This window comes from Streptomyces sp. V4I8, from assembly GCF_041261225.1.
Lineage (GTDB): Bacteria > Actinomycetota > Actinomycetes > Streptomycetales > Streptomycetaceae > Streptomyces.
The window spans coordinates 7,296,474-7,317,027 of record NZ_JBGCCN010000001.1; the positions used below are offsets into that span (position 1 = coordinate 7,296,474).

The 20,554-nt window shown below is 70.0% G+C and carries 21 protein-coding genes; 19 read left to right on the plus strand and 2 right to left on the minus strand.

Annotated elements, in window-relative coordinates:
* The first annotated feature begins 52 nt into the window (after positions 1-52).
* The 11 genes from lepB (ABIE67_RS33300) (at position 53) to ABIE67_RS33350 (ending at position 9,575) form a co-directional block, all read left to right on the plus strand.
* Positions 53-775 carry a signal peptidase I gene (gene lepB, locus ABIE67_RS33300; RefSeq protein ID WP_370265079.1) on the plus strand — a complete coding sequence of 241 codons (723 nt, stop codon included), beginning with the start codon at positions 53-55 and terminating at the stop codon, positions 773-775.
* The gene (lepB, locus tag ABIE67_RS33305) at positions 768-1,856 is read left to right on the plus strand and encodes a signal peptidase I (protein ID WP_370265080.1); all 1,089 of its coding nucleotides are present in this window, start codon (positions 768-770) and stop codon (positions 1,854-1,856) included. The genes lepB (ABIE67_RS33300) and lepB (ABIE67_RS33305) overlap by 8 nt, the downstream gene beginning before the upstream one ends.
* Positions 1,744-2,712, plus strand: coding sequence for a signal peptidase I (gene lepB, locus ABIE67_RS33310; RefSeq protein WP_370265081.1), 969 nt, complete (start codon positions 1,744-1,746; stop codon positions 2,710-2,712). The genes lepB (ABIE67_RS33305) and lepB (ABIE67_RS33310) overlap by 113 nt, the downstream gene beginning before the upstream one ends.
* 130 nt (positions 2,713-2,842) lie before the next feature.
* On the plus strand, positions 2,843-3,619 hold the full coding sequence (lepB, locus tag ABIE67_RS33315) for a signal peptidase I (RefSeq protein ID WP_370265082.1): 777 nt from the start codon (positions 2,843-2,845) through the stop codon (positions 3,617-3,619).
* A complete protein-coding gene (locus ABIE67_RS33320; RefSeq protein ID WP_370265083.1) occupies positions 3,609-4,145 on the plus strand; it encodes an NUDIX hydrolase in 537 nt (178 codons plus the stop codon). Before lepB (ABIE67_RS33315) ends, ABIE67_RS33320 begins: the two co-directional genes overlap by 11 nt.
* Before the next feature lie 56 nt (positions 4,146-4,201).
* Positions 4,202-4,510 carry a DUF2469 domain-containing protein gene (locus ABIE67_RS33325; protein ID WP_003965949.1) on the plus strand — a complete coding sequence of 103 codons (309 nt, stop codon included), beginning with the start codon at positions 4,202-4,204 and terminating at the stop codon, positions 4,508-4,510.
* A gap of 118 nt (positions 4,511-4,628) precedes the next feature.
* On the plus strand, positions 4,629-4,991 hold the full coding sequence (locus tag ABIE67_RS33330) for a YraN family protein (RefSeq protein ID WP_370265084.1): 363 nt from the start codon (positions 4,629-4,631) through the stop codon (positions 4,989-4,991).
* Position 4,992: 1 nt separating this feature from the next.
* Positions 4,993-6,618: a YifB family Mg chelatase-like AAA ATPase gene (locus ABIE67_RS33335; RefSeq protein WP_370265085.1), complete on the plus strand. Its 1,626-nt coding sequence runs from the start codon at positions 4,993-4,995 to the stop codon at positions 6,616-6,618.
* On the plus strand, positions 6,615-7,775 hold the full coding sequence (gene dprA, locus ABIE67_RS33340; RefSeq protein WP_370265086.1) for a DNA-processing protein DprA: 1,161 nt from the start codon (positions 6,615-6,617) through the stop codon (positions 7,773-7,775). Before ABIE67_RS33335 ends, dprA begins: the two co-directional genes overlap by 4 nt.
* A gap of 304 nt (positions 7,776-8,079) precedes the next feature.
* Positions 8,080-8,922, plus strand: a complete 843-nt coding sequence (gene whiG / locus ABIE67_RS33345; RefSeq protein WP_370265087.1) for an RNA polymerase sigma factor WhiG — start codon at positions 8,080-8,082, stop codon at positions 8,920-8,922.
* A 95-nt stretch (positions 8,923-9,017) separates the two neighbouring features.
* On the plus strand, positions 9,018-9,575 hold the full coding sequence (locus ABIE67_RS33350) for a TetR/AcrR family transcriptional regulator (protein ID WP_370269186.1): 558 nt from the start codon (positions 9,018-9,020) through the stop codon (positions 9,573-9,575).
* Between the two features lie 392 nt (positions 9,576-9,967).
* On the opposite strand, the gene ABIE67_RS33355 is transcribed toward ABIE67_RS33350, so the two are convergent.
* Positions 9,968-10,576 carry a murein hydrolase activator EnvC gene (locus tag ABIE67_RS33355; RefSeq protein ID WP_370265088.1) on the minus strand — a complete coding sequence of 203 codons (609 nt, stop codon included), beginning with the start codon at positions 10,574-10,576 and terminating at the stop codon, positions 9,968-9,970.
* A gap of 273 nt (positions 10,577-10,849) precedes the next feature.
* Between ABIE67_RS33355 and rpsB the strand changes: the two genes are divergently transcribed.
* The 6 genes from rpsB (at position 10,850) to ABIE67_RS33385 (ending at position 16,247) form a co-directional block, all read left to right on the plus strand.
* Complete coding sequence (gene rpsB, locus ABIE67_RS33360) at positions 10,850-11,773, plus strand: 30S ribosomal protein S2 (protein ID WP_370265089.1); 924 nt, start codon at positions 10,850-10,852, stop codon at positions 11,771-11,773.
* 153 nt (positions 11,774-11,926) lie between these two features.
* Positions 11,927-12,763, plus strand: a complete 837-nt coding sequence (gene tsf, locus ABIE67_RS33365; protein ID WP_370265090.1) for a translation elongation factor Ts — start codon at positions 11,927-11,929, stop codon at positions 12,761-12,763.
* Positions 12,764-12,958: 195 nt separating this feature from the next.
* Positions 12,959-13,717 (plus strand): UMP kinase, encoded by a 759-nt coding sequence (gene pyrH / locus ABIE67_RS33370; protein ID WP_370265091.1) that lies wholly within the window; start codon positions 12,959-12,961, stop codon positions 13,715-13,717.
* Positions 13,718-13,888: 171 nt separating this feature from the next.
* The gene (frr, locus tag ABIE67_RS33375; protein WP_147994035.1) at positions 13,889-14,446 is read left to right on the plus strand and encodes a ribosome recycling factor; all 558 of its coding nucleotides are present in this window, start codon (positions 13,889-13,891) and stop codon (positions 14,444-14,446) included.
* Positions 14,446-15,603, plus strand: a complete 1,158-nt coding sequence (locus tag ABIE67_RS33380) for a phosphatidate cytidylyltransferase (RefSeq protein WP_370265092.1) — start codon at positions 14,446-14,448, stop codon at positions 15,601-15,603. Before frr ends, ABIE67_RS33380 begins: the two co-directional genes overlap by 1 nt.
* Before the next feature lie 194 nt (positions 15,604-15,797).
* Entirely contained in the window at positions 15,798-16,247 is a 450-nt protein-coding gene (locus ABIE67_RS33385) for an SRPBCC family protein (protein WP_370265093.1), read from the plus strand.
* Positions 16,248-16,279: 32 nt separating this feature from the next.
* On the opposite strand, the gene ABIE67_RS33390 is transcribed toward ABIE67_RS33385, so the two are convergent.
* Positions 16,280-16,462, minus strand: a complete 183-nt coding sequence (locus ABIE67_RS33390; RefSeq protein ID WP_370265094.1) for a hypothetical protein — start codon at positions 16,460-16,462, stop codon at positions 16,280-16,282.
* Between the two features lie 271 nt (positions 16,463-16,733).
* Here ABIE67_RS33390 and ABIE67_RS33395 point away from each other — a divergent pair, with 271 nt between their 5' ends.
* Complete coding sequence (locus tag ABIE67_RS33395) at positions 16,734-17,081, plus strand: trypco2 family protein (RefSeq protein ID WP_370265095.1); 348 nt, start codon at positions 16,734-16,736, stop codon at positions 17,079-17,081.
* Positions 17,078-20,458, plus strand: coding sequence for an NACHT domain-containing NTPase (locus ABIE67_RS33400; RefSeq protein ID WP_370265096.1), 3,381 nt, complete (start codon positions 17,078-17,080; stop codon positions 20,456-20,458). Before ABIE67_RS33395 ends, ABIE67_RS33400 begins: the two co-directional genes overlap by 4 nt.
* Positions 20,459-20,554 lie beyond the last annotated feature (96 nt).

The following is a 20,554-nucleotide window of genomic DNA, read 5'->3' on the forward strand; positions in this document are numbered from 1 at the left end:
GGGGGCTCGCCCCCGCGGGGTCCAAAGCGGGGCCGGATAACATCTGGCCCCGATGGACACCGAAGCACAGCCGACGGAGCGCGACCGCTCCTCCCGCCCTTGCGACTCCGAGGAGATCTCGGACCCGGAGGGGCAGGAGGAACGGTCGCGTTTCGCGTTGGTGTCGCGGATCACCGAGTGGCTCCCCGGCGGGCGGATCAGCCTGACCCTGCTGGTCTTCCTGGTCTTTCTGTTGCTGCTCAACACCTTCGTGCTGCGGCCGTTCGAGATTCCCAGCGGATCCATGGAGTCCGGATTGAGGGTCGGCGACCGCGTTCTCGTAAATAAGTTGGCGTACCGTTTCGGTGCCGAACCGCGGCGCGGTGATGTTGTCGTGTTCGATGGAACTGGTTATTTCGGGGATGCCGACTACATCAAACGCGTTGTGGGTGTGGGGGGAGACCACGTGGTCTGCTGTGACAAGGAGGGGAGGATCCAGGTGAACGGCCGTTCGGTCGACGAGTCGACTTTCCTGTACCCCGGCGACAGCCCGTCGACGGTGCGGTTCGACGTCGTCGTGCCCGACGGCACCCTGTTCGTCCTCGGCGACCACCGCCGCGTGTCCAGCGACTCCCGGGACCATCTGGGCTCGCCCGGCGGCGGCATGGTCCCGGTCGAGGACGTCATCGGCCGCGCCGACTGGATCGTATGGCCGGCCGCCCACTGGACCCGTATGCACCGTCCGGACGCCTACGCGCGCGTGCCCGCAGCCGCAGCGGAGGGCACGCATGGGTAACCGGGGCAGGCCGCGTGGCGTATCGAGCAATGCCGCCGACAATCTGCTGCCCACCGGCGCCCGGCGTGCCGCCAGCCCCGCCGGCGGTCGTACGCGCGCGGAGCGGCGCAAGCTCCAGCGCAAGGTCAAGCGGCGCCGCAGGCGCTCCGCGATGAAGGAGATACCCCTTCTCGTCGGCGTTGCCGTGCTCATAGCGCTCGTCCTGAAGACCTTCCTCGTCCAGGCCTTCGTGATCCCGTCCGGCTCCATGGAGCAGACGATCCAGATCGGCGACCGCGTCCTGGTCGACAAGCTCACTCCCTGGTTCGGGTCGAAGCCGCAGCGCGGGGACGTCGTCGTCTTCAAGGACCCCGGCGGCTGGCTCCAGGACGAGCAGACGACGGTGAAGAAGGAGGACCCCGTCGTCGTCAAGCAGGTCAAGGAGGCACTCACCTTCATCGGCCTGCTGCCGTCCGACGACGAGAAGGACCTCATCAAACGCGTCGTCGGCGTCGGCGGGGACCGCGTCAAGTGCTGTGACACGCAAGGCCGGGTCACCGTCAACGGCGTTCCCCTGACCGAGGACTACCTCTATCCCGGCAACGCCCCCTCCAGTCAGGAGTTCGACGTCACCGTCCCGCAGGGCCGGCTGTGGGTGATGGGTGACCACCGCGCCAACTCCGCGGACTCCCGGGCGCACCAGAACCAGGACGGCGGTACGGTCTCCGAGGACGAGGTCGTCGGACGGGCCATGTGGATCGCCTGGCCCTTCGGCCACTGGAGCACCCTGGACGAGCCGACGACCTACGCTTCGGTGTCCGACTCGGCGACCGGGTCGACCGCGTCCGACTCACTGTCGCATAGGGTTGCTTCCGACGATTCGAACGGAACGATCCAACTCCCGACCCCTGCGGAACTCCCGCTCGTTATGGGAGTGGTGGGCCTGCGCCGCATATGGGGCAGGCAGCGGCACAGAGTAAGGAGTTGGCGTGGGGGATGTGGCGGTTGGCGCACGGTCCGGGCACGACGGCGAGGAGCACCGCGGACGCCCCGTGGACGCAGCCGACCCGGCCGCGGACGACGTCGTGACCTCCGGGAATGACTCCGGAGGAGACGGTGACGGAGGAGGGTCGGGCGGAGAGCCCCCGACCGGCGGTGAGGGGCCGGGAGCCGTCCCCAGGCCGAAGAAGCAGCGCTCCTTCTGGAAGGAGCTGCCCATCCTCATCGGCATCGCGCTCGTCCTCGCGCTGCTGATCAAGACGTTCCTGGTGCAGGCGTTCTCGATTCCCTCCGACTCGATGCAGAACACCCTCCAGCAGGGTGACCGCGTCCTGGTCGACAAGCTCACCCCCTGGTTCGGCTCCGAGCCCGAGCGCGGCGAGGTCGTCGTCTTCCACGACCCCGACAACTGGCTGGCCGGTGAGCCCACTCCCGACCCGAACGCCCTGCAGACCTTCCTCAGCTGGATCGGCCTGATGCCGTCGGCGGAGGAGAAGGACCTCATCAAGCGCGTTGTCGGCGTCGGTGGGGACACGGTCGAGTGCGAGGGCACCGGCCCGCTGAAGGTCAACGGCAAGGCGCTGAGCGAGGCGTCCTACGTCTACCCCGGCAACACGCCGTGCAGCCAGGACGACCAGGGCGGCCAGTTCAAGGTGAAGGTGCCCGAGGGCTACATCTGGGTCATGGGCGACCACCGGCAGAACTCCCGCGACTCGCGCTACAACCAGTCCGACAAGAACCACGGCATGGTCCCCGTCGACAAGGTCGTCGGCCGCGCCATCGTCATCGCCTGGCCGATCAACCGCTGGGACAACCTGCCCGTCCCGGACACCTTCGAGCAGAACCTGAGCGCCCGGTCCGCAGCTCTCACGGTCGCGCCGCAGGGGCTCGCCCTGGCCGGTGCGGTGCCGCTGGTGGTGTGGCGCAGGCGCCGGATCAGGGCGGCCGAGCCCCGCTGACCGCCCGACGCACCTTCCGGGAGGCGCCCCGCCCGGCGACGGGAGCTTGGGAAAGCTTTGCCGAGCCGGTGGCCTCGGGCGCTCGGGAGGGGCTGCCCGGTGTCGGTACCGCCGGGTAGGGTGCGGACCCATGGGTGGCGAGAGCACGACACGTACGGCGCCGCGTAGCGGTGGCGCGAGCAGGGGCCCGGCGGGCAGCCGGACCGGACAGCGGTTGTCCGGGCTGGCCGTGGCGCTGGGCCTGGTGCTGTTCCTGGGCGGGTTCGCCTGGGGAGCGGTGGTCTACCGGCCGTACACCGTGCCCACCAGTTCGATGGCGCCGACGATCGGTGCGGGCGACCGGGTGCTGGCCCAGCGCGTCGACGGCGACGAGGTACGCCGGGGCGATGTCGTCGTCTTCACCGACAAGACCTGGGTGAGCAACGCGCCCGTCGTCAAGCGCGTGGTCGCGGTCGGCGGCGACACGGTCGCCTGCTGCACGGAAGGAAAGCTGACCGTCAACGGCAAGCAGATCGACGAACCGTATCTGGCCGAGGACGGCCTGGCCGAGCTCCAGAACTTCCCGACGGTGACGGTGCCGAAGGGCCGGCTCTTCCTGCTCGGCGACGAGCGCAGCGGCTCCCTGGACTCCACCGCCCACCTCACGGACGCCGCCAGGGGCACCGTGGCCCGCAGCGCCGTGTCGGCCCGGGTGGAGGCCGTCGTATGGCCCATGAACGGCATGCTGGAGCGCCCTGCGAGCTTCGAACAGCTCGGCGCGCTGTCGCCGCAGGGGCCGCTGCGGACGATGGTCGTGCTGATCGTCGTCGGCGGGGTGCTCGTCCTCGGCGGCGGTGCGTACGGCCCGGTCGCGAACCGGCTGAGCCAGCGCTCCCGGACCGGCGCGGAGCCCGCGGGTGTCCGCTGAGGCGACAGACGTGAGCAAGGAACCGTACGGTGACTCGTACGAGGGTGGGCTGCGCAAGGTCGCCCGAGTCGTCCTCCTGGACCCGCAGGACCGCATTCTGCTGCTGCACGGTCACGAGCCGGAGGACCTCTCCGACGACTGGTGGTTCACCCCGGGCGGCGGCGTCGAGGGCGATGAGACCCGCGCGGAGGCCGCACTGCGGGAACTCGCCGAGGAGACCGGCATCACGGAGGTCGAGCTCGGCCCCGTGCTGTGGCGGCGGATGTGCTCCTTCCCGTTCGCGGGCCGCCGCTGGGACCAGGACGAGTGGTACTACCTGGCCCGCACGACACAGACGCAGACGCGGGCCCTGGCCCTCACCGAGCTGGAGCGGCGCAGCGTCGCCGGAGCGCGCTGGTGGACGTGTGAGGAACTTGCCCGAGCACATGAGACGGTGTATCCGACCAGACTCGCCGAGCTGCTGCGCAGACTGCTCGACGAAGGTCCCCCCGCCGGGCCCGTGACCCTTGACCCCGAAATTGTCTAGGTACTGACGGGACTGGCGCACAATGGTGGGATCGCACGGCTGAAGGGGAACATGCCATGAGCGCCGAGGACCTCGAAAAGTACGAGACCGAGATGGAGCTCAAGCTCTATCGGGAGTACCGGGATGTCGTCGGTCTGTTCAAGTATGTGATCGAGACCGAGCGGCGCTTCTACCTGACCAACGACTACGAGATGCAGGTGCACTCGGTCCAGGGTGAGGTGTTCTTCGAGGTGTCCATGGCGGATGCCTGGGTGTGGGACATGTACCGGCCGGCGCGCTTCGTGAAGCAGGTCCGCGTGCTCACGTTCAAGGACGTGAACATCGAGGAACTGAACAAGAGCGATCTCGAGCTTCCCGGTGGGTGACGTCCGGTGATGTCTCACCCGCAGGGGTGAGGAAGTTATCCACAGTCGCGGACTTGTCCACCAAGATCCAATAGCTCGCTGAGCTGCCCTCATCGTTGGCGCCGGAGGTGGTGCCGACATGAACGCACGCAGTGCACTCGGCAGGTACGGCGAGGATCTGGCCGCGCGGCGGCTGGCCGAGGCCGGGATGAGGGTTCTGGAGCGCAACTGGCGCTGTGGCAGGACCGGAGAGATCGACATCGTCGCAAGCGACGGCGATGTGCTGGTCGTGTGTGAGGTGAAGACCCGCAGGACCGGCGGCTACGAACATCCGATGGCAGCGGTCACACCCGAGAAGGCGCAGCGCCTGCGAGGCCTCGCGGAACACTGGATCCACGCTCACGGCGGGGCCCCACCCGGAGGCGTCCGTATCGACCTGGTCGGCGTCGTCCTGCCCGACCGCGGTGCGCCCGTGGTCGAGCACGCGCGAGGGGTGGCCTGACATGGGTTTCGCGCGTACGTGCTCGGTGGCTCTCGTGGGCGTCGAGGGGGTTGTGGTCGAGGTCCAGGCGGACCTGGAGCCGGGGGTCGCGGCGTTCACGCTGGTGGGACTGCCGGACAAGAGTCTGACGGAGAGCCGGGACCGGGTGCGGGCGGCCGTCGTCAACTCGGGCGGAGAGTGGCCGCAGAAGAAGCTCACCGTCGGACTCAGCCCGGCCTCGGTGCCCAAGGCGGGCAGCGGCTTCGACCTGGCCGTCGCCTGTGCCGTCCTCGGTGCCTCCGAGCGGATCGATCCGCGGGTTCTCGCCGACATCGTGATGATCGGTGAACTGGGCCTGGACGGACGTGTGCGTCCCGTGCGGGGCATCCTGCCCGCGGTGCTGGCGGCGGCGGACGCCGGCTATGAGCAGGTGGTCGTGCCGGAGTGCGCGGCGGCCGAGGCCTCGCTGGTGCCGGGGGTGTCCGTCCTCGGAGTGCGCAGCCTGCGCCAGCTGATCGCCGTACTCGCGGACGAACCCGTGCCCGACGAGGAACCCGACGACCTGGGCCGCCCGGATCCGCTGCTCGCGGGTCTGCGCGTGCCGGGGACGGGCGCGGCCACGGGCATCCACAGCATGGGAGCCGCCCAGCCCGACCACGGGCACGACCTCGGCGATGTGGTGGGCCAGATGTCGGCGCGTACCGCCGTGGAGGTCGCCGCGGCGGGCGGGCATCACCTGTTCCTGGAGGGCCCGCCGGGCGCCGGCAAGACGATGCTCGCGGAGCGGCTGCCGGCCATCCTGCCCCGGCTCGCCAGGGAGGAGTCGTTGGAGGTCACGGCCGTGCACTCGGTCGCGGGGCTGCTGCCTCCGGGAAAGCCCCTGATCGACGTGGCCCCCTACTGCGCCCCGCACCATTCGGCGACGATGCAGGCGCTCGTCGGTGGGGGCCAGGGCATCGCGCGGCCCGGCGCGGTGTCCCTGTCCCACCGGGGAGTCCTCTTCCTGGACGAGACACCGGAGTTCAGCAGCCGGGCCCTCGACGCCCTGCGGCAGCCCCTGGAAGCCGGGCATGTGGTCATCGCGCGCAGCGCGGGCGTCGTGCGCTTCCCGGCGAAGTTCCTGATGGTGCTGGCGGCCAACCCGTGCCCGTGCGGCCGCTTCTCCCGGACGGACGACATGTGTGAGTGCCCGCCCTCGGTCATCCGCCGCTATCAGGCGCGGCTGTCCGGGCCGCTGCTCGACCGGGTCGACCTCCGGGTCGAGGTGGACCGCGTCACCCGCGCCCAGCTGACCGAGCGCGGTGCCCGGGGCGAGTCCACCGCGACGGTCGCCGACCGGGTGCGCGCGGCCCGTGAGCGGGCGTCGGCCCGGCTTGCCGGAACGCCCTGGCGGACGAACAGCGAGATCCCCGGCCGTGAGCTGCGCAGCCGTTGGTACGCCGCGATCGGCGCCATGGAGGAGGCGGAACGGAACCTGGAACGCGGCGTACTGACCGCGCGCGGACTCGACCGCGTTCTGCGTGTGGCCTGGAGCGTCGCCGACCTCGTCGGCCACGACCGGCCCGACGCGACGGACGTCGCCCTGGCACTCCAGCTGCGCACCGGTGTGCCGCGTGGCGTGCCCATGGCCATCGGGGCGCTGACGTGAACCGGGGTGAGGCTCCGGACGACGAACTGCTCGGCCGGGTCTTTCTCAGCCGGGTCGTCGAGCCCGGTGACGAGGTCGCCGGGCGGTGGGTGCGGGAATACGGCGTGGGGGAAGTGGTGCGGCGACTGCGGGAGGGGGCGGAGGCCCTGCCGGGGGTGAGTTACAAGCGATGGGAGGGGCTGCGGGCCAGGGCGCTGCGGGCCGAGCCCGGTCGGGATCTTGCCGTCGCTCAGGAGGCCGGCGTGCGGTTCCTCTGCCCCGGGGACGTCGAGTGGCCGGGGCAGCTCGACGATCTGGGGGACGCCCGGCCGATCGGCCTGTGGGTGCGGGGGCGGGCCAGTCTGCGGATGTGGGCGTTGCGGTCCGTGGCCGTCGTCGGGGCCCGGGCCTGCACCGAGTACGGCGCGCACATGGCGGTCACGCTGGCCGGCGGGCTCGCCGAACGGGGCTGGGTGGTCGTGTCCGGCGGCGCCTACGGGGTCGACGGTGCCGCACATCGGGGTGCCCTGGGAGCCGGCGGAGCCACCGTCGCCGTGCTCGCGTGCGGGGTCGACCGGCCCTATCCCCGCGGGCACACCCAGTTGATCAACAGGATCGCCGAACAGGGACTCGTGATCGGCGAGCTGCCGCCGGGGGAGCATCCGACGCCCAGCAGATTCATCGTGCGGAACCGGGTGATCGCGGCCCTGACACGAGGCACGGTGGTCGTGGAGGCCGCCCATCGCAGTGGCTCGCTGGTCACCGCACGGGCCGCACAGCGGTTGGGACGTCACACGATGGGGGTCTCCGTGCCGGCCACCAGCGGCCTCTCCGCGGGCGTGCACGAACTCCTGCGCGGTGACGCCGTGCTCGTCACCGACACCGCCGAGGTCGTCGAGCTCGTGGGCGACATGGGAGAGCTGGCCCCCGAGCGGCGCGGGCCCGTCCTGCCGCGCGATCTGCTGGAGCCGGCGGCGCGCAGAGTCCTGGCCGCGCTCCCCGGTCGCCACGCGGCGCGAGCGGACGAGGTGGCACGCGGGGCGCAGACCAGCGAGGATGACGCGATCGCGAGACTGTACGAACTCCGCTCACTGGGTTACGTCGAACGACACGGCGACGGCTGGAAGTTGACACGCCAGTCGATGATCTCCGTTCGCGCCGGTCGGAGCCGATGTTGACCGAGCGTGTTCGGCCGTACGGGGGAACACGGACGCCCTTGAGAATTCCCCCAGTTGGGGTGTTCATGTGATCACGTAGAGCGACCGCCATGACCCGACAGGGCGCCCAGCGGAACGTATCTGCGCACGGCTTGCGCTCCGCTCTTCGCGCACCGCGACACCTCAGTCACGCTACGCTCACGTGAATTCCGGCTCAGCCCGGCACCTCGGCATCGGAAGGTCCCCGGCACGACCCCAGCGCGACATCAGACCGACAGCTCCCCCAGGCACCCCCACTTCACGGCAGAACGGCACAAGGCGACGAATGCCCCAGCACACCTCCGGGTCCGACCGGGCGGCGATCCCCCCAGCCGCCCGTGACGGTGGCAGCGTGCGGCCGCCCGCTCCCTCGACGCTCGACGAGCTGTGGCGGTCGTACAAGGCGACGGGGGACGAGCGGTTGCGCGAGCAGCTGATCCTGCACTACTCGCCGCTCGTCAAGTACGTGGCGGGCCGGGTCAGTGTCGGTCTGCCGCCCAATGTGGAGCAGGCCGACTTCGTGTCCTCCGGGGTCTTCGGGCTCATCGACGCGATCGAGAAGTTCGACATCGACCGGGAGATCAAGTTCGAGACGTACGCGATCACACGGATCCGGGGCGCGATGATCGACGAGCTCAGGGCGCTGGACTGGATTCCGCGATCGGTGCGGCAGAAGGCTCGGAACGTGGAGCGGGCGTACGCGACGCTGGAGGCGCGGCTGCGGCGTACGCCGAGCGAGACTGAGGTGGCCGGGGAGATGGGGATCGCGGTGGACGAACTCCACGCGGTCTTCAGCCAGTTGTCGCTGGCGAACGTGGTGGCGCTCGAGGAGTTGCTGCACGTCGGAGGCGAGGGCGGCGACGGGCTGAGCGTCATGGACACGCTGGAGGACACCGCCGCGGACAATCCGGTCGAGGTGGCCGAGGACCGGGAGCTGCGGCGGTTTCTGGCACGGGCGATCAACACGTTGCCCGAGCGCGAGAAGACCGTGGTGACGCTGTACTACTACGAGGGGCTCACCCTCGCCGAGATCGGGAACGTGCTGGGCGTCACCGAGAGCCGGGTGAGCCAGATCCACACCAAGTCCGTGCTGCAGTTGCGGGCGAAGCTGGCCGGCTTCGGTCGTTGACCTGGCGGGACGTGCGCGGGGTTGCGTGGAGAGACTCCCGTCCACGGTGACGCGTCCGTAGAGTGGTTGACGTGCCAAGGATTCGAGCGGCCTCCGTGGCCGAGCACCGGTCGATGCAGCGAGCCGCCCTGCTGGACGCGGCTCGTTCCCTGTTGTCCGAGGGCGGGACGGAGGCGCTGACGTTCCCGGCTCTCGCCGAGCGGACGGGCCTCGCGCGCTCGTCCGTGTACGAGTACTTCCGCTCCCGGGCCGCCGTGGTCGAGGAGCTGTGCGAGGTCGACTTTCCCGTGTGGGCCGCGGAGGTCTCGGCGGCGATGGAGCGGGCGGCCACGGCCGAGGGCAAGGTCGAGGCCTATGTGCGGCAACAGCTCGCGCTGGTCGGGGACCGGCGGCACCGGGCTGTGGTGGCGATCTCCGCGAGTGAGCTGGACGCCGGAGCTCGGGAGAAGATCCGGGCGGCGCACGGTGGACTGGTCGCGATGATCGTCGAGGCCCTGGGGGAGATGGGGCACGCGGAGCCCCGGCTGGCGGCGATGCTGTTGCAGGGCGTCGTGGACGCGGCTGTGCGGCGGATCGAGCTGGGGGCGGCGGAGGAGCCTGCGGCGATTACGGATGCGGCTGTCTCGATGGCGTTGCGGGGCGTTCGGGGCTGAGGGTCGGCGGGGGCCGGCGCGGGTGGGGTGCGCCCCCGGAGCTGGTGGGTACGGGGCGCTGGGCCGAGCGGCGCTGGGCCCAGCGGGGGTGGGGCGACCGGGGGTGGTCGAGCAGCCCGGCGCTGACAGTGTGCCGCCTCTTTGGGTCGGGAGCCGCCCCAGAGGCACACCTGCCTGCGGCTTGGCCGACTGGCGCGGCTGCGGCAGGGCGGGTGTCGGCGGCTACGCCGCTCGGCGGCAACGGCGGGCGGGTGCCGGCGGGAACGCCGCTTACGGCCGCACGGCAAGGCGAGCGTCGGCGGCTAGGCCTCTCACGGCGGCACGGCAGGGCGGGGTGTCGGCGGGACCGTCGGTCACGGCGGCACGGCGGGGGGCGTCGGCGGCAACGCCGCTCACGGCGGCAACGGCACCCCCAGCACCGGCAGCAGCCTCGACGGCCCCCTGCGCAGCAGCCATGAGGGCAGGACGGACAGCGGATCCAGGTACGTCTCGCCTCGCCGCAAGCCCCAGTGCACGCACGTCCCCGTGCAGTGCGAGCCCGCCGCCTCGACCGTCCCCACGACCTCCCCCGCCGCCACCTCGTCGCCCTTCCTCACCGACACCCGCACCGGCTCGTACGTCACCCGTAACGGTGGATCTCCCGTCCCCGACAGCTCCACCGACACGACGCCCTTTCCCGCGACCCGGCCCGCGAACGACACCCGCCCGGCCGCCACCGCGCGCACGGGCGCTCCGGGAAGCGCCGCCAGATCCACGCCGCGGTGGCCGGGCCCGTACGGTGTCGTCGGCGGTTCCCAGCCGCGGAGGATCGGGGGGCGGGAGCCCACGGGCCAAGCCCGGCCGACCGCCGGCACGGTCGGGTCCGGTGCGGCAGGGGGCACCGTCATGGCGGTCGGGGTCAGTCCAGGGGCCGGGGCCAGCAGGACGGTCGCCGTCAGGAGCAGCAGAAACAGCAGCCGCACGCATGTCCTGACCGTCCCCGCGCATCGCATCTCTCGCATGGCGAAACCGTCCCGCACCTCCGCCGATCATGGCCGGGATCTGTGGACAACTCCCCGGTTGTGGACAGCGGCGTCACCCGGCACCCCGCGGGTCCCGTACACTTCTTCTGGCGATCCGGGTCACCGGGTCGACTTCGCACGCCCCGACACGGCCCCCGGAAACGGTCCGTGTCAGCGCCCCTCGGTCCTTCGTGGCACGGCGCATGTGGGCGTCAGGCGCGGAAGCCGTCCGGCATCCGCGGCACAACCGAGAACATTCAAGGAGATACGGCCATGGCCGTCGTCACGATGCGGGAGCTGCTGGAAAGCGGCGTCCACTTCGGTCACCAGACCCGTCGTTGGAACCCGAAGATGAAGCGCTTCATCTTCACGGAGCGCAACGGCATCTACATCATCGACCTGCTCCAGTCGCTGTCGTACATCGACCGCGCCTACGAGTTCGTCAAGGAGACCGTCGCCCACGGCGGCACGGTCATGTTCGTCGGCACGAAGAAGCAGGCGCAGGAGGCCATCGCCGAGCAGGCCACCCGCGTCGGCATGCCCTACGTCAACCAGCGCTGGCTGGGCGGCATGCTCACCAACTTCTCGACCGTCTACAAGCGTCTGCAGCGCCTCAAGGAGCTCGAGCAGATCGACTTCGAGGACGTCGCCGCTTCCGGTCTGACCAAGAAGGAGCTTCTCGTGCTCTCGCGCGAGAAGGCCAAGCTGGAGAAGACCCTCGGTGGTATCCGCGAGATGCAGAAGGTGCCCAGCGCCGTCTGGATCGTGGACACCAAGAAGGAGCACATCGCGGTTGGTGAGGCCCGGAAGCTCAACATTCCGGTCGTCGCGATCCTCGACACCAACTGCGACCCCGACGAGGTCGACTACAAGATCCCGGGCAACGACGACGCGATCCGCTCCGTCACCCTGCTCACCCGCGTGATCGCCGACGCCGTCGCCGAGGGCCTCATCGCCCGCTCCGGCGTCGCCACCGGCGACAAGGGTGAGAAGGCCGCGGGCGAGCCGCTCGCCGAGTGGGAGCGCGACCTGCTCGAGGGTGAGAAGAAGGCCGAGGAGGCTCCGGCCGCCGCCGAGGCCCCTGCTGCTGAGGCTCCGGCCGCCGAGGCTCCCGCCGCCGAGGCCCCTGCTGCTGAGGCTCCCGCCGCCGAGGCCCCCGCGGCCGAGGCTCCGGCCGCCGAGGGCGAGCAGGCCTGACACCGTCAGCGTTGACGGCGGGAGCGGTGACATCAAGTCCGCTCCCGCCGTTCACCCGTAGGTCGACGGAAGGTCAGCGGCTCCCGCCTTCATGGGGGCCGTAGACCCCGTAGATCTTCGATCTTCCAGACTTCGAGAAAGATTCACAGACTCATGGCGAACTACACCGCCGCTGACGTCAAGAAGCTCCGTGAGCTCACCGGCGCCGGCATGATGGACTGCAAGAAGGCGCTGGACGAGGCCGAGGGCAACGTCGAGAAGGCCGTCGAGGCGCTCCGCATCAAGGGCCAGAAGGGCGTCGCCAAGCGCGAAGGCCGCTCCGCCGAGAACGGCGCCGTGGTCTCGATCATCGCTGACGACAACTCCTCCGGTGTCCTCGTCGAGCTGAAGTGCGAGACGGACTTCGTCGCCAAGGGTGACAAGTTCCAGGCCGTCGCCACCGCGATCGCCGAGCACGTCGCCAAGACCTCCCCGGCCGACATCGAGGCGCTGCTCGCCTCCGAGATCGAGGCCGGCAAGACCGTCCAGGCGTTCGTGGACGAGGCCAACGCCAACCTGGGCGAGAAGATCGTCCTGGACCGCTTCGCGCAGTACGGCGACGGCTTCGTGCTCGCGTACATGCACCGCACGATGCCCGACCTGCCCCCGCAGATCGGTGTCCTCGTCGAGCTGGACAAGCCGAACGCCGAGGTCGCCAAGGGCATCGCCCAGCACATCGCCGCCTTCGCGCCGAAGTACCTCTCCAAGGACGACGTTCCGGCCGAGGTCGTGGAGTCCGAGCGTCGTGTCGCCGAGGAGACCACCCGCGCCGAGGGCAAGCCCGAGGCCGCCCTGCCGAAGATCGTCGAGGGTCGCCTCAACGGCTTCTTCAAGGACGCCACGCTGCTCGGTCAGCCGTACGCGCTCGACAACAAGAAGTCCGTCCAGAAGGTTCTGGACGAGGCCGGTGTCACCCTGAAGCGCTTCTCGCGCATCAAGGTCGGCATCTGAGTCCGTACCGCGATCGACGCCCGACCCCGATAAGGTCGAGGGAAGTCGTCCGCGGACGCCGTCACCACGCACGCGCGCGTGACGGACGACAGCAGATCTGACGAGGAGGCCATTGCCGCGCATGGGATGCGAAACACGCCCCAACCGGCAATGGCCTTCTTCGTATGTGCACCACGTAACAAAGGCGGGATCTCGATGACCACCAAGGCCCAGAAGAGCGACGACGGCAAAGTAAGCGGCCGGTTTCTGCTGAAGCTGTCCGGAGAAGCGTTCTCCGGTGGTGGCGGCCTCGGCGTCGACCCGGACGTGGTGCACAAGATCGCCCGCGAGATCGCCGCCGTCGTCCGCGACGGCGCGCAGGTCGCGGTCGTCATCGGCGGCGGCAACTTCTTCCGCGGCGCCGAACTCCAGCAGCGCGGCATGGACCGGGCCCGCTCCGACTACATGGGCATGCTCGGCACCGTGATGAACTGCCTCGCCCTCCAGGACTTCCTGGAGAAGGAGGGGATCGACTCCCGGGTCCAGACCGCCATCACCATGGGCCAGGTCGCCGAGCCGTACATCCCGCTGCGCGCCGTGCGGCACCTGGAGAAGGGCCGCGTGGTCATCTTCGGCGCCGGTATGGGCATGCCGTACTTCTCCACCGACACCACCGCCGCCCAGCGCGCCCTGGAGATCGACGCCGAGGCGCTGCTCATGGGCAAGAACGGTGTGGACGGGGTCTACGACTCCGACCCCAAGCGCAACCCGGACGCCGTCAAGTTCGACTCCCTCGGCTACGGCGAGGTCATCACCCGCGACCTCAAGGTCGCCGACGCCACGGCGGTCACGCTGTGCCGCGACAACAAGCTCCCGATCCTCGTCTTCGAGCTTCTGGCGGAGGGCAATATCGCGCGCGCCGTCAAGGGTGAGAAGATCGGCACGCTTGTGGATGAGCAGGGCGGTCGGGGCTGACGCTCCGACAACAAGCCCGTCCGGGGGACGGACGGGACGGACCCTGACCGGGGGATGGACAATGTCCTGCCGGTCGGGAACCGTGCAGGAAGAAGACGCGACGCAGCCGGCCGCCGCCCCCCACCCTGGAACCGCAGCCGGGCCTTTACTCAAGACACGCAGGAGCAAGTGGTGATCGAAGAGACCCTCCTCGAGGCCGAGGAGAAGATGGAGAAGGCCGTCGTGGTCGCCAAGGAGGACTTCGCCGCGATCCGCACCGGCCGTGCGCACCCGGCGATGTTCAACAAGATCGTGGCCGACTACTACGGTGCGCCGACGCCGATCAACCAGCTGGCTTCGTTCTCCGTGCCGGAGCCGCGCATGGCCGTCGTGACCCCGTTCGACAAGAGCGCGCTGCGCAACATCGAGCAGGCGATCCGCGACTCCGACCTCGGCGTCAACCCGAGCAACGACGGCAACATCATCCGAGTGGTGTTCCCCGAGCTCACCGAGGAGCGCCGCCGCGACTACATCAAGGTCGCCAAGGGGAAGGCCGAGGACGCGCGCGTGTCCATCCGCTCCGTCCGCCGCAAGGCGAAGGACGCCATCGACAAGCTGATCAAGGACGGCGAGATCGGCGAGGACGAGGGCCGCCGTGCGGAGAAGGAACTCGACGACACCACGCACAAGTACGTCGCGCAGGTGGACGAGCTCCTCAAGCACAAGGAAGCGGAGCTGCTCGAGGTCTGATGAACGACTCTTCCTGGGGGGCACCGCCACAAGCCGGGCAAGCCGGTTACTGGGGGGCCACCGCGCGTGGACCTGTCCAGGGGGCTGCCCCGGCGGGTCCCGCGTACGATGCGCCTGAGGCGCAGCAGACTCGCCCCATGCCCATCGTGCCCGAGGGACCCGCGTATGGCGGAGACCAGGATGACGACCGGGGGGCCGCTCGGCTGAGCGGCCCCTTGTTCCGCGAACAGCCGCCGCAGGCGCGGCCGTACGACTCGCCGCAGGCGCGGCCCTCCGAGGCTTCGCCGCAGAATCCGGAGCCCATGCCCGACGCCCCGCAGCCGGCGCCCCAGCCGCAGAAGAAGAACGCGGGGCGTGACCTGGGCGCGGCCATAGGAGTCGGTGTCGCGCTCGGCGTGGTGATCGTCGCCTCGCTGTTCGTCGTCAAGGCCGTGTTCGTCGGTGTGGTCGCGGTCGCCGTCGTCGTGGGCCTGTGGGAGCTGACCAAGCGGCTCGAGGAGCGCAAGGGCGTCAAGGCGCCTCTGGTCCCGCTCGCGATCGGTGGCGCGGCCATGGTGATCGCCGGGTACGTCCGGGGTGCCGAGGGCGCCTGGGTGTCGATGGCGCTGACCGCGCTGGCCGTACTGGTCTGGCGGATGACGGCGCCACCGGAGGGCTACCTCAAGGACGTCACCGCGGGCGTCTTCGCGGCGTTCTACGTGCCGTTCCTGGCGACGTTCGTCGCGATGATGCTCACCGCCGACGACGGGGCGTTCCGCGTCCTGACGTTCCTGCTCCTGACGGTCGTCAGCGACACCGGGGCGTACGCCGTCGGCTGGCGCTTCGGCAAGCACAAGCTCGCCCCGCGCATCAGCCCCGGCAAGACCCGCGAGGGCCTGCTCGGCGCGGTGAGCTTCGCGATGGTGGCGGGCGCGCTGTGCATGGAGTTCCTGATCGACGACGGCACCTGGTGGCAGGGCCTGCTCGTGGGCCTCGCGGTCGCGGCCAGCGCCACGCTGGGCGACCTCGGTGAGTCGATGATCAAGCGGGACCTGGGCATCAAGGACATGGGCACGCTGCTGCCGGGGCATGGCGGGATCATGGACCGGCTGGACTCGCTGTTGCCCACGGCGCCCGTGGTGTGGCTGCTGATGGTGCTGTTTGTGGGGTCCGGCTGACGGATGGGCCGACCTGAGGAGCCCTCGCTCTTGCCGAGCGGGGGCTCCTCGGCGTGTGGTGCGGTCGTGGCGCGAGGCAAGAGGCGTGCGATGCGAGGCGTGTGATGCGAGGCGCGAGGCGCGCGATGGTGTCCCGGGGCGTCCGGTGGGACGATTCCGGTGTATGCCCTCAAGACACCGCAAAGGGGGTCGTCATGGCCATCATCCGAGAAATCATCGATGTCGACCGCACGCCGGACGAGGTCTACGCGTATGTCGTCGAGCCGTCCCATCTGCCGGAGTGGCAGCTGAGCGCCGTCTCGGCCGAACCGCTCGACGAAGGGCCCATCCACACCGGCTCCCGGGTCCGGGTCACCCGGCGTATCGGCACCCGCGAGGTTCCGATGACCGTGCAGTTCGACGAGCTCGACCCTCCGCACAGCTGGGATCTGCACGGGATCGACGGCCCCGTCAGGCCTCGCGCCCACGGTGAGATCGAGCCGCTCGACGGCGGCCGCCGCTCCCGCGTGACGATCGACATCGACTTCGAAGGGCACGGCCTTGGCAAGGTACTGGTGCCCCTCGTCGTCCGACCGCAGGTCCGCAAGGAACTCCCGCGTGACGAGCGACTCCTCAAGGAGAGGCTGGAACGCACGAACGGCTAGCCGTACCGCCCCTACGACGGGCGGACGTCCCCTCAGCCCCTCCTCCGCCACGGCTTCGATCCAGCGGGAGTCCGGGCGGTGTCGTCGTACAGGACGGCCCTGCTGTAGTCCTCGATCGCCTGGTTCAAGTCGGCGACCGCCTTGCCGGCCCTGTCGTCGTCCGTCGTGATGTCGATCGCGTCGAGCTGCTCGCCCTTCCGCGCGGCGGCGATCACGTCGGCCTGCTGAAGGCGGTCCCCCGAGGGACTTGGCGTCGAGGTCGCAGCCGGTGACGAGCCCGGCGGTCAGGACGACGGCGGCGGGCTACAGCAACGCCTGATGCGCTCGTCGTGACGGGAGCAGCCGGCGCTCCAGTACTTGTCCAGGACGATCGGTCCCCCAACTCCCTTCCGTGGAAGGAGCGAAGCCCCGGCACGGCCAGGTGCGCACCGCTACGCTGCTGATCCAACATCAGTGCAACGGGGGCGATATGCAACGGGGGGCGATGTGACCGGCGAAGGTCATGACGGTACGGAACATGCCATTGAACTGGACAAGGCCGTGCAGGCCATCCGGGACGGGTTGACCGCCGCGGCCGCGCGCGCGGAGGGGCAGGACCTGAGCTTCGAACTGGGCGATATCCAGATGGAGTTCACCGTGGAGCTGCGCAAGGAGCTCAAGGGCGGTGGCAAGGTCAAGGCCTGGGTCCTGGAGGCCGGAGCGGACGTGACGCGGACCTCGGCCAGAACCCACCGGGTGGCGTTCACGCTCAAGCCCAAGGACAACCGCACGGGTGATCCCTGGAAGGTGGGCAACCAGAACCGGGGCAGCGTCGCCGGGTTCGGGCCTCAGTGACCGCAACCGCCCGTCAAGGAGGCGCCCAAGCCGCCCCGGCCGCCCACCCCGCCGAGCGTGTGGTGGCCGTGCTCGGCAAGGACCAGGGCACCGGTGTACTGCTCGCCCCGCACCTCGTCCTGACCAGCGCACACCTGCTGAGCAGCGGCCAGCTGCTCTCGGGGCAGGCCCAGGACCGGTCCCTCTCCGTGGCCCACCCGCGCAGCGCCGACCTCGTTCCCTGCGAAGTGGTCTGGTACAGCGCCGAGCTCGACGCGGCCCTGCTGCTGGCCCAACGGAACGTCCTGAGCGCCGACCAGGCCGCGGTGCTCGGCAGCATCCGGTTCGGTGAGCTGGCCACCGAGTCACCCCTGCCCCACTGCGAGATCATCGGCTTTCCGGACGTACAGCGATATGGTGCCGAGGGCCGGCTCGACCTGGACCAGTACACCGGAACGGTGCTCCCGGTGGCCGGGCGCGTCCGCGGTGATCTGACCTGCGCGCTGGACCTGCCTCCCGCCACCGAACGCGATGACGGCGCCTCGCCCCTGGCCGGCCTGTCCGGGTCCCCGCTCTTCGCCGGACCCGTCCTCCTGGGCCTGGTCACAGAGATACCGAGGCAACGCAACCACCAGCGCGTCACGGCGCTCGCCGTACCGCACCTGATGGCGGACCAGCGGTTCTGCGACCGGTTCCGCCGCCTGCATGCCTCCTTCCGCTTGGAACGCGTCACGGATTTCCACCGCCAGGACCTGCGCTACGAGCCGGACTACGCGAACGCCGTCAGCGCCCGCTACCGCAAGACGGAGATCTTCGGCCTGGAGGAACTCGGGCGCAACGAGTCCACGTGGGACCTGGAGACCGCGTATCTGACGCTGGAGGCCGAAACCTCCGCCCCGGCGAAACAGCGCCTGCCAGGCCCCGGCCCCGGCCCCCAGCGCGTCAACGACCTGCTCGCCGACCGTCCCCGGATCCTGCTGCGCGGCGAGGCCGGAGCGGGCAAGACCACCCTGGTCTGGTGGCTGGCGGCGCACGCGGGCGCGGGTACGTTGGGCCCCGAACTCGCCGACCTCAATCACCTGGTGCCGTTCGTCGTGCCGCTGCGCAGCATCCGTGCCCAGGGCCGCCCCTTCCCCAAGCCGGCCGAACTTCCCCTCGCCGCCGAACTCCAGGTCGACAACCCGCCGGAGGGCTGGGCCCGTCGGGTTCTGGAGTCCGGCCGGGGGCTGCTCCTGGTCGACGGGTTGGACGAAGTGCCGCGTGAGGACCGCACGGCCGCTGCCGGTTGGCTCTCCGAGGTTCTCCACCGGTTCCCGGAGACGCGGTGCATGGTGACGGTTCGCCCCCTGGCCGTCGAGGAGAGCTGGCTCACCGAAGAGGGATTCGACGAGCTGCGGTTGCTGCCGATGCGTGACCCGGACATCCGAGAGTTCGTGGCGGCATGGCACCGCGCCGCCGTGGGCTGCCGTGACGAACTGGCCGGACTGGAGCGGGATCTGAACCAGCAGCTCGCCCGCAATACCGCGCTGCGGGACCTGGCTCGGACCCCACTGCTCTGCGCCGTGATCTGTGCCCTGCACCACCGCAACCGGGGCCTGCTGCCGGACAGTCGTTGGGCTCTGTACCGCTCCGCGCTGGCCATGCTTCTGGGCAGCCGGGACAAGCAGCGGCAAGTAGGTGCCGCGGAGGGCATCACACTCGGCGTCGAGGAACAGCAGCAGCTGCTGCAGCGCATCGCCGTCTGGCTGGTGCGCGGCGGCCAGACCCAGTTGTCGCACGAGGACGCGATCGAACAGATAACCCTCGCCCTGAAGGGCATGGCCCGGGTCCGCAAGAGCGCCACCCCGGAGCAGCTGTTGATCCACCTCCTCAATCGCAGCGGCCTGCTCCAGGAACGCAGCCGGGACGCGATCCAGTTCATCCACCGCACGTTCCAGGACTACCTGGCCGCCAAGGAGTTCCGGGAGAGCGGCTCCCTGAACGAGTTGCTGCGCCATGCCGTCGAGGAAGAGTGGCAGGACGTGATCCGGCTCGTGGCCGGGCACTGCGACCGGGGGCAGACGCGGAAGATCGTGGAGAACCTGATCGCCCAGGGCGACTCCGCGGACGACCGCGAGAACCGGGCCGATCTGTACGTCCTGGCGGCGCACTGCGCCTTCGAATCGGCCTACTTCGAGGACCTGGACGAGGTGGAGGAGCGCCTGGGGCGGCTCATGCCGCCGACGCTCGAAGACGTCGACCGGCTCGTGTCGCTGGGACCGGACGTGCTGCCACTGCTGCCGGGGCCCGAGGGTCTCGGGAAGGAAGCGGCCGCCCGGGTGGTGCAGACCGCGGCAGGTGTGGCGGGCCGTGAAGCCATGGAGATCATGAGCCGCTTCACGGCGCGCGGGGAACGCCTCGTACGGCACCGCCTGGCCCTGAGCTGGGGGCGGTTCCCCATTCGGGAGTACGCCCGAGAGGTACTCTCCCAGATCTCTCTCAAGGGCTTCCCGCTGAACATCAACAACCTCGAGAAGCTGGCGCAGCTCCGCGAGCTCGGCCCGCTGGGAGCACTGATACTCCGCGGCTTGCTGCCCCCCGCGGCGGTGGCCCGGGACCTGCCCGAAGGGAGGGTGCGAGAGCTGTCCCTGATCGGCAATCCGTCCGTCGACAACTTCGCGTTCCTGGCCGGACAGCGGGACCTCCGTGTGCTCCAGGTCACGAATTGTTCCCGGGTCACGGATCTGTCGGCACTCGCTGCTCTGCCCTTGCGCCGCCTTTCACTCGGCGCCGAGCACTTCCCCCCGGCCGCGCTGGATGCCATCAGCAGCATGGAGACCTTGGAGGAGCTCGTCCTGGAGCCACTCCCTTTCGCCTGCCGTGATGCTCTGCCCCGCGCGCATCCCGGTATCAAGCACCTCACCCTGAAGGTGCTGCAGTCCGTGCCCCTCGACTCCCTGCCCGAGTGGCACGGCCTGCAGAGCCTGCGTCTCGCCGGACCCGTGAACATATTCCACGCGTTGCGTCTCGTAGGAGAGCTGCCGGAACTCAGCGAGCTGCACGTCGAGCTGCGGCGGATTCCGGATCTCGGCCTCGTACGGCCCCTTCCCCGCGTCACCACGCTGTCCCTGACCAGACTGGAGGACCCCTCCGACCTCGGACGGATCGCGGAGACGTTCCCCGCGCTCCGTGATCTGCGGCTCACCCTGCGCGCCGTGGAGCGCTCCCGCTTCACCCACGGCGAACCACTCGACCTGAAGCCGCTGGCCGCGGTGACCGACCTCAAAGTGCAGCTCAGGGTGCCGATCGACGTCCCGGTCATCGGTGCCGACCTCTTCGGAGACCGCTTGGAGCTCTTCCGAGGAAGAACAGTGCTCAGAGGGCGCACTCCCAGACCGCAGGACGAGACGGTCGACTAGGCCCGGTCGTTTGGATCACCCCGGCGTCGCCAAACGACAGGGCCTAGGGCTCCTCGCCGGTCTGTGCCTCAGGTCCCTCCGGAAGGCGGGCCGACG